The organism is Ekhidna sp. (genome assembly GCF_963691765.1).
Lineage (GTDB): Bacteria > Bacteroidota > Bacteroidia > Cytophagales > Cyclobacteriaceae > Ekhidna.
Genome location: NZ_OY829375.1, coordinates 3,069,544 through 3,083,472, shown reverse-complemented (window position 1 = coordinate 3,083,472; position 13,929 = coordinate 3,069,544). Strand labels below are relative to the sequence as shown.

General features: G+C 35.9%; 12 protein-coding genes. 10 read left to right on the top strand and 2 right to left on the bottom strand.

The genetic code is table 11. The features are described 5' to 3' along the window. Nucleotide 1: 1 nt before the first annotated feature. From ACY650_RS14025 to ACY650_RS14010, 4 genes are read left to right on the top strand one after another with little or no spacing between them, the layout of a single operon-like run. Entirely contained in the window at nucleotides 2-748 is a 747-nt protein-coding gene (locus tag ACY650_RS14025; RefSeq protein ID WP_462248264.1) for a sulfite exporter TauE/SafE family protein, read from the top strand. Nucleotides 749-757: 9 nt separating this feature from the next. Then, the gene (locus tag ACY650_RS14020; RefSeq protein WP_462248263.1) at nucleotides 758-2,251 is read left to right on the top strand and encodes a lipopolysaccharide biosynthesis protein; all 1,494 of its coding nucleotides are present in this window, start codon (nucleotides 758-760) and stop codon (nucleotides 2,249-2,251) included. Beyond that, nucleotides 2,248-4,668: a YfhO family protein gene (locus ACY650_RS14015; protein ID WP_462248262.1), complete on the top strand. Its 2,421-nt coding sequence runs from the start codon at nucleotides 2,248-2,250 to the stop codon at nucleotides 4,666-4,668. The genes ACY650_RS14020 and ACY650_RS14015 overlap by 4 nt, the downstream gene beginning before the upstream one ends. A 9-nt stretch (nucleotides 4,669-4,677) precedes the next feature. Next, nucleotides 4,678-6,165, top strand: a complete 1,488-nt coding sequence (locus ACY650_RS14010) for a lipopolysaccharide biosynthesis protein (RefSeq protein WP_462248261.1) — start codon at nucleotides 4,678-4,680, stop codon at nucleotides 6,163-6,165. Here the strand turns inward: ACY650_RS14010 and ACY650_RS14005 are convergent. Next, nucleotides 6,151-7,356 carry a glycosyltransferase family 4 protein gene (locus tag ACY650_RS14005; RefSeq protein WP_462248260.1) on the bottom strand — a complete coding sequence of 402 codons (1,206 nt, stop codon included), beginning with the start codon at nucleotides 7,354-7,356 and terminating at the stop codon, nucleotides 6,151-6,153. The genes ACY650_RS14010 and ACY650_RS14005 overlap by 15 nt on opposite strands. An 84-nt stretch (nucleotides 7,357-7,440) precedes the next feature. Between ACY650_RS14005 and ACY650_RS14000 the strand changes: the two genes are divergently transcribed. From ACY650_RS14000 to ACY650_RS13975, 6 genes are all read left to right on the top strand, one after another. After that, complete coding sequence (locus ACY650_RS14000; RefSeq protein ID WP_462248259.1) at nucleotides 7,441-8,814, top strand: polysaccharide deacetylase family protein; 1,374 nt, start codon at nucleotides 7,441-7,443, stop codon at nucleotides 8,812-8,814. A 13-nt stretch (nucleotides 8,815-8,827) separates the two neighbouring features. Continuing rightward, nucleotides 8,828-9,643 (top strand): sulfotransferase, encoded by an 816-nt coding sequence (locus ACY650_RS13995; protein WP_462248258.1) that lies wholly within the window; start codon nucleotides 8,828-8,830, stop codon nucleotides 9,641-9,643. Nucleotides 9,644-9,713: 70 nt separating this feature from the next. Continuing rightward, nucleotides 9,714-10,559, top strand: coding sequence for an FkbM family methyltransferase (locus ACY650_RS13990; RefSeq protein WP_462248257.1), 846 nt, complete (start codon nucleotides 9,714-9,716; stop codon nucleotides 10,557-10,559). A 4-nt stretch (nucleotides 10,560-10,563) separates the two neighbouring features. Beyond that, nucleotides 10,564-11,262, top strand: coding sequence for an SGNH/GDSL hydrolase family protein (locus ACY650_RS13985; protein WP_462248256.1), 699 nt, complete (start codon nucleotides 10,564-10,566; stop codon nucleotides 11,260-11,262). Between the two features lie 26 nt (nucleotides 11,263-11,288). Further along, the gene (locus ACY650_RS13980; RefSeq protein ID WP_462248255.1) at nucleotides 11,289-11,873 is read left to right on the top strand and encodes an acyltransferase; all 585 of its coding nucleotides are present in this window, start codon (nucleotides 11,289-11,291) and stop codon (nucleotides 11,871-11,873) included. Continuing rightward, a complete protein-coding gene (locus ACY650_RS13975; protein WP_462248254.1) occupies nucleotides 11,870-12,838 on the top strand; it encodes a Gfo/Idh/MocA family oxidoreductase in 969 nt (322 codons plus the stop codon). The genes ACY650_RS13980 and ACY650_RS13975 overlap by 4 nt, the downstream gene beginning before the upstream one ends. Here the strand turns inward: ACY650_RS13975 and ACY650_RS13970 are convergent. Beyond that, nucleotides 12,833-13,918, bottom strand: coding sequence for a DegT/DnrJ/EryC1/StrS family aminotransferase (locus ACY650_RS13970; protein ID WP_462248253.1), 1,086 nt, complete (start codon nucleotides 13,916-13,918; stop codon nucleotides 12,833-12,835). The genes ACY650_RS13975 and ACY650_RS13970 overlap by 6 nt on opposite strands. Between the last annotated feature and the right edge of the window lie 11 nt (nucleotides 13,919-13,929).

Sequence of the window (13,929 nt, the reverse complement as noted above, 5' to 3'; positions counted from 1 at the left end):
AATGTCATTGCTAGAAGGATTTTTACTTGTTTTCGTTGGTGTGTTTGCTGGTTTTGTAAATAGCATTGCTGGTGGAGGTTCACTTCTAATCATGCCGCTATTGATATTTATGGGATTGCCGTCAGCTGAGGCAAATGGAACCAATAGGGTTGCTATTTTCATTCAAAACATTTTTTCGGTTGCGGGATATCGAAGCAAAGGAGTCTATGTATTCCCATTTGCAATTTATGTGGCAATTCCAGCAATAATAGGAGCAATAATAGGATCAAATATTGCTGTTGACATTAGCGATCAAGTATTTAATAGAATACTAGCAATAGTCATGATTGTGATAATGTCTATCTCTGTTTTCAAACCCGCGATGAAACTTAATCCAGAAGAATTGCTTTCGAAAAGCAAAGTATGGACAAGTGTTATTGCTTTTTTCTTTCTTGGAATATATGGAGGATTTATTCAAGCAGGGATTGGCTTCTTAATAATAGCAACTCTTACTAGTATCCATGGATTTAACATGGCTAAAACTAACAGTATCAAGGTCTTCGTAATCCTTTGCTATACGCTCGCCGCGGTTATTGTTTTTTATCTTGAAGGTAAAATTCGTTGGGAATATGGGCTTGTTCTAGCACTTGGCAATTCAATTGGAGCTTGGATTGGGAGTAGATGGTCTGTAGGAAAAAGTGATCGAATGATAAGAACAATCCTATCGGTGATGGTAGTTGCTCTTTCTATTAAATTGTGGTTTTTCTAATTCTACGAAGTGGGAGTAGTTGTTAAACAAAGTTTTTGGGGAACTTTCATTGCTTATTTAGGTATTGCCATCGGATACTTGAATGCACTCTATTTCAGAGCTGAATATTTTGATCTTGACCAAATTGGCTTGTTTACACTAATCACTGCGAATGCTATGATCATTTCGCATATTTCTACATTAGGAATGGCAAGTTCTTACCTAAAGTATTTCCCTTCCTTCGCTAAAGAAGACCAGAGTAAACTCTTCACATTTTTATTAGTAATAACGCTTCTAGGAAATCTATTAGTCTTTGGAATTGGCTATTTAGCCAAAGATTTTGTAGCAATGAGATACGCGACAACAGCCCCAAAATATATTGATTTCATAGCTATCAGTGGTGTCATTATTCTTTCAAACAGCCTTTTCGAGATATTTTATAACTACAGTAGATCTATTCTGAAAATAGTATTCCCATCATTTATTCAAGAGCTATATCTAAGATTAGGCTACCTTATACTAGTCTTTGGATATGCTGTAGATTGGTGGGATTTTGATGCCTCAATTGTCGGACTGGGGATACTATATTTCTCAACAGTAGTCTTGTTGGTATTTCAATTAAAGATAGTCCACAAACTAAAGTTAGATTTCAATATTACGTTCCTTACTAAGGAATGGAAAAATAAGCTTCTCAAGTTCGGAGCTTATAGCATGCTCTTAGCTGGAAGTTTCTCTATTATAAATAACATCACATATGATCAGGTGACCACAACTTTAGGTGCTGAGATGAATGGAATTTTCACAACATGTTTCTTAATAGCAATAATTGTAGAGATGCCAAGAAAAAATATGGCCAAAGTAATAGCGCCCATTATATCCGAGAAATTTGAAAATGAAAACATAAAGGCTGTTGAGAAAATCTATAAAAAGAGTTCTATTACAATGTCTGTAATTGGCGTCCTTATCTACATAGGTATCATTACAAATCTGAATGATCTTTTTGCCTTTATTCCTAAGGGAGATGAATTCAAATTGGGCTATTGGGTTGTAGTTGGAGTTTGCACTGCAAAATTATTTCTAATGATATCAAGCTTTGCTGGAGAGATTATCAATTTCTCTAAATACTATAGGTTCAACCTATTCTTTCAACTGACAGTAGCTATCCTTCTCATTGTATTAAATTATCAGCTTTTGCCAATCTGGGGTTTGAATGGGGCGGTTATCGCCTACTTTTCCTCCATTTTTATTCATATTTTGTTAAAAGCAGGATTTGTTTATTTCAAATTTGGAATACATCCGCTAGTCAAATCACATGCTTCCTTGATAGGCATTGGTATTGTAATCGCCACTTTGGCGATGTTAATAAAATTTGATTTTAACCCAATAGTGAACATTCTTTTGAGATCATTTTTGATTTCTGTGACATTTATCACACTTATTTATCGATTTCGGATTTCATCAGACATCAATAGACTCATTCATTCTACCTTTGAACGGTTCTTAAACATCACACTTCCAAAATGAATTCAACCCTTAAGAAAAATATCCTCACCCATGTCTTAGTTATTCTTGGGTTTCTTCTTGTCAACATCATTGTTCATTATCCTAATTTTTTGGCTGGGAAAGAAATAAGCCAACATGATATTTTGCAAAGCAGTGGAAGCAACTATCAACTAGAATTGCATCGCAATGCTACTGGCGAGGAAGCACTTTGGAACCCTTATTTATTTGGCGGAATGCCATCCTACCTAACTGGAATTCAGTATTCTGGAGACGTATTAAAATATACCTACAAGTTTCTCCTACTGGGAATGGGGCATCCTTCTGGTATTCTCTTCTTTGCTTTTGTAAGCTTTTACATTCTCCTATTAAGTTTTGGAGTTAGACCGCTAATTGCAGCTGCAGGAGCAGTAGCCTTCGGACTCAATGGATTTAATGTCATCAGCCTTGTAGCCGGCCACAATGCAAAGATTGCCGCTGTAGCAATTGCACCCCTGGTTTTGGCTGGAATCCATTTGACTTTTTCTGGTCGACGTTGGCTTGGAGCAGGCCTCACTGCACTGGCATTAGGCTTAGAGATCAGAGCTAACCACCCGCAGATAACCTATTACCTAATAATTATTGTGGCCGCTTACGGAATCAACTTGTTGGTAAAGACTATAAAGGAAAAAGAACTCAAACCGTTTGCGATAAATACTGCAATTCTTGTCGTAGCAGCCATATTGGCCGTTGGGGCAAATTACGGGCGACTTGCTACTACACTTGAATACAGTAAATACACGATTCGCGGCAAATCTGAACTCAAATCTGACCAAGCAGCTTCTTCTGGATTAGACAAAGAATATGCGTTTAGATATAGCAATGGGATAGCAGAGCCTCTGTTTCTATTTGTTCCAAATATTTTTGGAGGATCGTCTCAGCAAGAATTATCAACGAAGTCTGCAGTAGCCGATGCCCTTCGCAATGCTGGATACAATAGATCTCAAATAGCAGATCAAGTAAAGGCTGTTCCTACCTATTGGGGAAATCAACCACTTACAGCACCGTATTATGCCGGTACTTTTACGGTCACTCTTTTTGTATTGGGAATTTTACTTCTTCCAAAAAATCAAAAAGTGTGGCTGATCACACTCTTTATTCTTGGCATCATGATGAGTTGGGGAAATAATTTCAACACTTTTAACGAATTCCTATTCGACTATTTGCCTGGATACAACAAGTTCAGATCTGTGACCTTCACTATCATTATCTCTGTATTTGCAATGAATCTACTTGGATTTATGGCCCTTGAAAAGCTGGTGGGAATGGAATGGAATGAATCGCTAAAAAAGAATCTATACCTCACATTTGGTATCTGTGGCGGATTCCTTTTAGCGCTTATGCTTTTTTCTGGTGCTATTGGCTTTAGAGGAGCAGTTGACGATCGTATGCCAGAATGGTTTGTCGAGGCTTTAAGATCAGATAGAAAATCTCTGTTGGTCAGAGAAGCGCTTCGCACCATGGTTTTCCTAGCAAGTTTTGGTGCCTTGGTTTGGTGGCGCTTTAAGAAAAATGTCAATGTTTCTCAAGTAATTCTTGGATTAGCTATTCTCGTTTTCGTTGATAGCTATTCGCTTACTACAAGATTTTTAAGCCATGATACATTCGTAAAAAGCCCTCTAGAAGAATTCTTTGCCAAAACTGATGCAGACAATGCAATTCTGGCTCAAACTCAACCGGGAGATAGAGTACTAAACCTTCAGAATCCATTCAATGAAAATAGAACTTCCTACTATCATGAATCTATTGGAGGATACCATGGAGCTAAGATCAGAAGATACAATGACTTGATAGATTACTGTATTCAAGGAGAAATGCAATTGGCTATTCAGCAATTGCAAAGTCAATCATTAGATTTCTCCAGCCTTCCAGTTCTCAATATGCTGAATACGAGATTTATGTATGCAGGTGCACAATCCAGCGGTGTATTTCCTAATAGATATGCAAACGGCAATGCATGGATCGTTAATTCGATCATACCAGTGAATTCACCAGATGAGGAAATTAGTAGCGTATGTTCAATTGATACAAAAACGCAGGCGATTATCGATGCGAATAAATTTGATATTCCAAATGTTACCGGATCTGGAACAATTTTACTGAATGAAAAATTGCCAAATAAGATTAGCTATTCAGCAAATGTAAGCGGTGGTGCTGCACTTGGTGTCTTTTCTGAAATTTACTATGATGCTGGATGGACAGTTTCAATTGATGGAGAGCCGGCGGAAATGCTTAGAGCAAACTACGTTTTAAGAGCACTCGAAATTCCAGATGGACAACATGAAATTGTATTTGAATTTGCTCCGCAGACGTATCGCGCAGGAAATTCAGTCACCGTAATCTTTGGATCACTAGTTCTCTTGCTTTTTTTGGGTGGTGTTGTAGTTGATTTTAGGCGTTAAGCTTTCTCGATGGGTATTGTAATACGACAAAGCTTTTGGTCCTCTATTGCAGCTTATATAGGCGTAGGAATAGGGTACTTGAATGTGGTCATTTTAATGCCCAAATACTTTACTCCTGAGGAAATAGGGCTTTATCGCACAATAATGAGCACAGCTGCACTGCTTGCTCCTATACCTCTTTTTGGTCTTAAAAGTTCATTCCTTCGATTCTTTGCTAGGAATACAGAAAAGCAAAACGAAACCTTAGTATTCTTAGGATCAATTGTATTTGGGCTTCTTTCTGCAGTTTTAATTGGGCTCGCTGTTCTCTTTAAACCAATGCTCCTCAATTTCTATTCTGAAAAAGCTGCAATCCTAAATGAGTACTTGTGGCTTACTCTGTTGCTGATATTTTTAACAGGCTGCCACAGCTTATTGGAAGCAATTTTACAGGCGAAAAAAGACATTGCTATACCTAGCTTTATACGAGAAACCTTGCTGAAGTTCATGCAAGCTAGCGCTGTGGTTTTAGTAGGATTAGCAATATTCAAAGTACATACTTTCCTAGTATTCCAAAGTGCTATTTATCTCATACTGATAATAATCACATTCTACTTTGTATCTAGAAAATTCAATTTTCAGCTTTCTGTTTCAAGGGAGCAAATTCAAGAATCAAATTATAAAGAGGTTTTCGTTTATGCTCGATACGCACTATTGAGCGGACTGGGAACCGTGGCAGTCATCCAAATCGATCAGATCATGATATCAAGGTATATTGGCCTTGAGGCCAATGCAATTTACACTACAGCTATTTTCATGGCGGTAGTAATTGAACTGCCACGTAAGTTCATAATGCAAATAACGCAACCTGTAATCACAGAGGATTTTAAGGCAAACCGCTTAGATAAAATCCATGACGACTATAAAAAAGCATCAATCAACATGCTGATTCTAGGGTCTTATATTTTCTTAGGGATTGTTGTGAACCTCCCCAACATATACACAATAATGCCAAATGGAGATCTTTATCGCTCCGGGATTTCAATCGTCTATATCATTGGTCTTGCCAAACTTGTGAACATGGTATTCAGTACCAATGGAGAGATTATTGTAATGTCGAACTATTACCGAGTCAATATATTTTTAATTGCATCCTTGGGATTGATGACAATCATGTTGAATATTTTACTGATTCCGAGATATGGTATAGAGGGTGCAGCATATGCGTCCCTATTGACTTTCTTTCTATTCAACCTCTTTAAGTTTCTATTCGTAAAGATAAAATTCAGTTTTTCACCATTTTCAAAATGGACAATACCTACAATCCTACTAATACCATTATTCCTGTTTATAAATAGTAAATTTTCTTATGCTGAAAATCCTTGGATTGATATTCTTGTTAGGAGTTCAGCATTATCAATCGGATTTTTCCTCTTTTTGATACTCGGGAAACCATCAAAAGAACTGCTAAATATTATTCGTTCTATATTTAAGAAGATTGGATTAACCGGTCTTTAGGTCTGTATATAGTGAAATGAAAGTATCCTTAAAAGCATTTTGATGGTAATTATTCATTAGAGTCTTAAAAGCCCTTTCACCCATGTTTTTTCTTTCCTCTTCATTATCTATCATCCACCTTAACTGCTGAGTAAACTCCTGGTCGGAAGCAAATATTTTTCCTATGTCATGATTCTCAATAAGTTCTTGTTGAGGTTTACAATTGGAGGCGACAATTGGAAGCTTCCCATACATATATTGAAAAATTTTGTTTGCAATACCGGACTCATGTTGAGGATTCTTATCGAAAGGTGCGAGAGCTATATCACATGCCAGTAAATACGATGGAAGCATTGGTAAATCAATCCAAGGAATATAAATAAGGTGCTGTTTAAATATTGGCTTTGAAATTTCAGCAAAAAACTGATCTTTATCACCGGCATCTACAGGACCGATAATAATAAGTGAAAAATCTTTCCCTTCAAGGAGCAATTCCTCACAAGATTTTAATGTTCGAAAGATGCCTCTCCTGCTAGCAACCATACCAAAATATAAAACTCGTAGAGGACTTAAATTTTGCAACTGAATTGATACATCTTGAATCTCATATTCATCAAAAACTTCTATATCCACCACATTTGGAAATACAGTAAGGGTTTTTGGTTCAATGGATTGATATCGTTGTGTTAGTAAGTTTTTAAAGTCTTCACTTAGAACAACTATTCGATCAGCATAGTCCAGATACTCTTTTTCTTTCTTTATCCATTTTTTTGGTCTTGAAAGCAAAGATCTAAGGCTTCCCTGTGTCCATTTATAGCTTTGCACAGCATGAGGATAGTTTTCATGCAAATCAAGAATCAAAGGAATCGGCTTTCCTGAAGATTTAATACCCATTTTAGCACACTTTGACATATAAAGATCATGGGTGTGGACAACGTCTAAATCAAATCGTTTAATAAACTCACTAATATGTTTTTTCCACCATAGCTCATAAAATGGAAAGGAATTCATAAAGAAATAAAGCGTGTTTTTTAGTCTCCTATGGATGTATACAGGAATAATACTGACTCTTCCTTTTACCTCTTCAACCGGCTTTTTAAACGTAAGGCACAAAACAAAAACCTCAAAGCCATATGTCTCAAGTAAGCGAACTTCCCTTGTAACCCTAACATCCTTATAATAATCGTTGTCAACTACTACCCCTATCTTCATATGATATGCTTAGCTATTTTTGCAAAGCTGCAAGTTTCACATTTTTTCCCTTTTAATTCAAAACATAGTCTCTAATACAGTCAAATGGAAAGACCACTGAATGAGCATGAGCTAAACTATATTTTATATCACCTAAAGATGGTAATGGATATAGATGCGATAGATATAGCTTATTGCTATTCAGAAGGATCTAAAATGAAAAATAGTATTGTATTCAGGCCTCATTCTAAAGGCCTTACCATTTCATACCTTGATGATCTTCCTATCCTATTTTCTTCCAATAAAGACGCTGCTTATTCTATTGATGAAAATGAAAACTTGATTTTTAATCATGATCTACTGAAATCAGCATTTTACCTTTTGAGTGGCTATCATGAACATTTCGAAAACTCTGAGCGAGATCATTGGGGAAGAGTAAAATACAATTCTTCTATTCAAAGTCAATTAGAGATAATTAGAAGGCCTATTGTAAACGAGTATTTTGATCTGATTTTTGAAGGGATTAATACACTCCTGCTTAAGCAAGGCAGGAAGGCCATGGTTAAAAAGAAATTGTTCAATTCTTTCGGATTTCTTTTGTCTCATGATATCGACCTAATAGATAAGTATGGCTGGCCTCATCTTGGTTTTAAGATCAAAGAACTTTTGGGACTATCTAAAAGTACCTATTCAAAATGGCGTATTTTCAAGGCTACAATCGAATCTCTCTTTCAATTTGTAAATCCATGGAGGAGTAACCCATATTGGAATTTCGAATATCTACTCAAACAAGAACAGCTGAATAATATTGGTGCCTCCTATTACTTTTTAGATATGGATAAAATAGGAGGATCGAAATATACTTTTGATGAGTCAAGGATGCTAAATCTTTATCAGCAATTAAAAGAAGCAAATCATGAAATTGGCATTCATGGAACGAACAAGTCATTTAAAAACAAAAAAAATCTAGTTGAAGAAATCCGAAGGCTTGAAGCTGCTTCTAACATTAAAGTTGAGGGTGGTCGACAACACCGGCTTTGGATCGATCTATCTTTGACTTTCAAAATTCACCAAGAAGCTGGATTATGTTATGATTCAAGCTATGGTTTCGCTGAGCATGAAGGTTTTAGAAACTCTTTTTGCCTTCCGTTCAAGCCATATGATTTCAAGGAGCAAAGGGCTTTAGAGGTTTGGCAATTCCCTCTCATTTCGATGGATACAACACTCTATGGGTATAGAAAACTAAATTCAGGACAGGTTGTAGATTCAATAACAACTATTTTGAAAGAAGTGGAAAAGCACAATGGAATTTTTACACTACTTTGGCATAATTCATTTTTTGACGAAACACTAAATCCAGGTGTTACCTGCACTTATGAACAGATTTTGAAATTAATTTCTAATATGAAAGCAGAAAGCTATACGGGATCTGGCCTGATAAAACACCTAAAGAATAATGAGGTTAACTCAAATAATTGATCAATTATATTGGATGACTAAGTTCGGAAAACCTAGTCGCAAGATTAGATCTGAAATACTTTTTGCAAATCCTCATTTGATTGATGAGCCTATATTTTTTCTTTCAACCGGAAGGTGTGGAACTGAATGGTTTACACATGCACTAAAAAAAGTGAAGCATGCTGTTGTATTTCATGATCCGACACCAAATTTATCCGTACAAAATAAATTCATGTACAATATCCACCAGGAGGCTGGACACACCCCGCTTGAAACGGCAAAGCAAATTTTTTTTGCTGGCAGAGAGCAGCATTTAAGGCATGCTTATAAAAGCAAAAAACGATATATAGAGACTAACAATCACATAACGTTTTTCGCATATTCCCTAGCCGAACTTTTTCCTACAGCTAAATTTATTCACCTATATAGACACCCAGGCGAATTTGTTACTTCAGGAATAAATAGAGGGTGGTTTCAAACAAATGAAGCAGCTACAGAGAAAATAATTTCCCCTACGAGTAATAATCATTGGGAGAATTTTTCTAGTGTAGGAAAAATTAGTTGGGTATGGAATGAAACAAACCAATTTATTGAGGACTTCAAACAAACATACCCCAACAGGTCATTTTCATTTGATTTTTCAAAAAGGGATGTTGGAGAACTTCTCAATCTTTTTCAATTTCTAAATATTGAAAAATCTAAAGAAGAATTGGAAAAAGCTTTATCAGTGAAAAAGAACCCGCAAATAGAGAAGCACTTTCCATCTTACGATAATTGGAATGATGAAGATAAAAACAACTTGATGTCGATATGCGAACAACTTAGTTCACTGTATCAATTCAAACTGTAGTTTAAAATGTCAAATTCACATATTTCAAGACCGCACCGAACATCTTTAGCTTTTTAAAATTTTCTTATCGATGCTAAAAATAATCTTATACATATATCAGAAGATAGTTGTCTCAAGACAAATTAGATCTTTGCAAATAGAATCAGCTTCAATAGATGAAGATGGTCATTCTTTTGTAAGGCTTAACGATGGCCTGGTTTTCTATGGGCCAAAGTCTATGAAGAAGGAAAGAAAATTTTACAAAATTCTTATTCCTTCAAACTTAAAAAAGCAACTACCATTCGAATGTTATCAAATTGCGATGGACATTATCATACGGTATAAAGATGGCAATTTGAAATGGGGCGGTCCCTCAAAGGAAGCTATGTATACAGTGAAAAAAGAAGATGTTATTGCTGAAATGGGGGCATATAGAGGGTTTTACACAATATATCTATCTCAAAAAGTCGGCCCAAAAGGAAAAATCATTGCCATAGAACCTATTCCGGAAAACATCGAGTATCTAAGAAAAAATATCGAGGCGAATAATTTAAAGAATACTGTAATTGTCGAAAAGGGTGTATGGAATGCTAATGAGCAAAAGGTCTTCCAACGAAAGACTACAGAATTTCAGTCAGCAAGCATCGACCTAGTTTTTCAAAATCAAAATACAGAAACAATTGAAGTCAATACATTAGACAAGATTTTGGATGATAGTGATGTCAAAGGAGTAGATTTTATGCTAATTCAATTGAATGGAGCAGAATATGAAGCATTAGAGGGATTACAATCGTTCATTCCAAAACACTTTGCGATAGCTGCACGATACAATAAGGATGGCAGAGACATCACGACTGAAGTTGAGAATCTACTTGTAGAAAGAGGTTACGCAACTAAAAGGTTAGAGCATAAATTTGTATATGCAGAATTAAAATAGTCCAATGAAAATTGTCATCATAGGTAATTCCGTTGCGCTTAGGGTGAGACCTCATCAAAAACATCCTAACAACAAAAATTACACACAATTATTAAGGGATTTACTAGGTTCCCAGGCAACGGTAGAAAATAGAGCTTTGGGGGCTAGTACTGTTTCAAACTGGCTTGTTAAAAGTGATGAAATTATAAACACGTTTCCAAACGTGTATATTGTCAATATAGGTGTTGTAGACGCATCGACAAGGGAAGTGCCACTTTGGTTTAACCGACTTGCAACAAAGAAAGTGGATACAATCGTTACTAAGTTGTTTAAGTCGATTTACAATAAAATAATAATTCCTTTGAGACCTTTTTTTGTTCGATTGAGAGGAAAAAAATCATGGGTATCTCATAGGAAATTTAAGGTGAGGTTTGAACTTCTAATAAGTCTATTACTTAAAGAAACCAATGCCCAACTGATTTTAATGCCAATCAATATTGCTAACGGAAGAGTTGAAAAACAACTACCAGGAACGAAGGAGAAACATAAAAAATACAATGAACTTATTAAAGCTACTGCTGAAAAATTTGAACAGCAATTTCTAGACTTAAGTGATTTCAAAAGCGAAATTCATTATCCCGATGGAGTACACTTTAGTAAAGAAGGACATCAAGTCGTTGCGAAAAGATTAAAAGCTATGCTATATAAAAGTGATCTATTATAGATTTTTCTAATAACCTTTGAAAGAAAATGGAACTTCCGCATAGAAATATCTTCGTTCATAAATCAGCAATCATAGATGAAGGTTGTGAGATTGGGGATGGGACAAAAATTTGGCATTTTTCACACGTGATGACCAATGCTTCAATAGGGGAAAATTGCAGTCTTGGACAAAATGTTTTTATAATGTCCAATGTCAAAATTGGTGATAATGTCAAGATTCAAAATAATGTTTCCGTTTACGATGGAGTAATTTGTGAAGATGACGTATTCATTGGTCCGTCTGCAGTATTCACCAATGTGATCAATCCTCGAAGTAGAGTCAATAGGAAAAAAGAATTTGCTAAGACAATAGTCAGAAAAGGTGCAACAATTGGTGCAAATGCAACGATCATATGTGGCAATACAATTGGTGCATATTCTCTTATAGGTGCCGGTACAGTGGTTACGAAAGAAGTAAAAAATTATGCGCTCATTGTTGGAAATCCAGGCGCTCAGGTTGGTTGGGTTAGTGAAAAGGGTCACAAGCTTAATTTTAATAGTAAATCTGAGTTTTTCTGTGCGGAAGAAAATTCCACTTATAAATTGGAAGACGATGAAGTTAAAAAGTTATGAATAAGCGTTTTGCACTAATTGGAGCCGCAGGTTTTATCGCTCCAAGACATATGAAAGCAATAAAAGAGACTGAGAATCATCTTGTTGCAGCTCTTGATCCAAGTGATAGTGTAGGAATTATAGATAGTTATTTTCCAAATGCAGCATTCTTTACAGAATTCGAACGCTTTGATAGGCATATAGATAAATTAAAGAGAAGCGGCAATCAAGTAGACTATGTAAGTATTTGCTCTCCAAATTATCTTCATGATGCTCATATGAGATTTGCATTAAGAAACGGCGCAGATGCGATATGTGAAAAACCGCTAGTTCTAAATCCATGGAATATTGATTCATTACTTGAAATAGAAAAAGAATCCGACCAGAACATCTATACGATACTTCAGCTTCGTTTACATCCAGCAGTAATTGAATTAAAAGAAAAAGTGAATGCCAATCCCAATAAATCCTGGGATATAGATTTGACTTACCTTACCAGTCGCGGCAATTGGTATTATACAAGTTGGAAAGGAGATTCTAGTATGAGTGGAGGTATTAGTACAAATATCGGCATTCATTTCTTTGATATGCTTACCTGGATTTTTGGTGGCGTGAAAAAAAATACTGTAAAAGTAAACTCTCACGATAGATCATCAGGTTTTTTAGAATTGGAGCGAGCAAATATTAGATGGTTTCTAAGTATTAACTCAGATTTACTTCCTGTCTCAGCAAAAGAAGCAGGCAAAACAACCTTTCGATCTTTAACAATTGAAGACGAAGAATTTGAGTTTAGTGGAGGTTTTACAGACCTACACACCTTAAGTTATAGCAATATCTTGAATGGAGATGGCTTCAGGATAGAAGAAGCAAAAACGGCAATCGATATAGTATATGATATCAGAAACCAGGTACCTCAAGGGTGTGTAGGAGAATATCACCCGTTAGCCAAAAAGCCGCAATCGCCTCATCCATTTAAAAAATCATAGGTTGTTGATAACATCAGTAACTTTATTGATATCATCTTGCTTTATTTCAGGATAGATGGGAAGGCTTAAAAGTTCTTTGCATAGCTTTTCAGCAATTGGGAAATCACCTGATCTATGTCCTTTATATGCGTAAGATGCTACAAATGGAAGTGGATTAGGATAATGTATTGCATTTCCAATATTTGCATTATCTAATACTTTTTTTAATTCATCTCTTCTTTCGCTCTGTATTGCATAAACGTGATAGACATGCTTATAATTCTTGGGTTTTGAAGGCGTCATCACATTAGTAAGCACATCTTTATATATCTCAGCTTTCTCGATTCTACGTTCCGTCCACTCTTCAATATATTTTAGCTTAACATTAAGTATAGCTGCCTGAATTGTGTCCAGTCGACTGTTTCGACCAATGATTTTATGATTATGCTTAACAAGCTGACCATGATTAGTTATCAACTTGCAATTAATCGCAAGTTCTTCCGAATTGGTAACGATACCTCCAGCATCGCCATAGGCACCCATATTTTTCCCTGGATAAAAACTAAAAGTAGCTAAATGACCAAATGACCCTATCCTTTCTCCATCAATTTCGGCGCCATGAGCCTGAGCACTATCTTCAATGACCTTAATATTATGCGCATTCGCCACCTCCATTATTTCTTTCATTTTTGCAGGCAATCCGTATAAATGCACGGGTATAATAGCTTTTGTTTTAGGTGTAATTTTCTCTTCCAATAACGACGGATTTATGGTTCGTTCATCTTCTAAAACATCGACGAAAATTGGTTCGGCCCCTACATTATTTACAGCTCCAGCAGTACTAATCCAAGTAAGTGCCGGGACTAAAACCTCATCGCCAGGACCAACTCCTAAAACTTTCAATGCAATTTCAATAGCATCTGTACCATTTGCACATCCAACAGCATATTTCATCCTCGAATATTTGGCGAAGCCTTCTTCGAAAGCCTTGATCTTGTCGCCACCAATAAACATGGTATTATCAATACAATCCTGAATCGCTGCATCGATCTCTGCTCTGATTGATTTGTACTGAATTTTTAAGTCTGCGTATGGAATCATTTAGGTAAAGA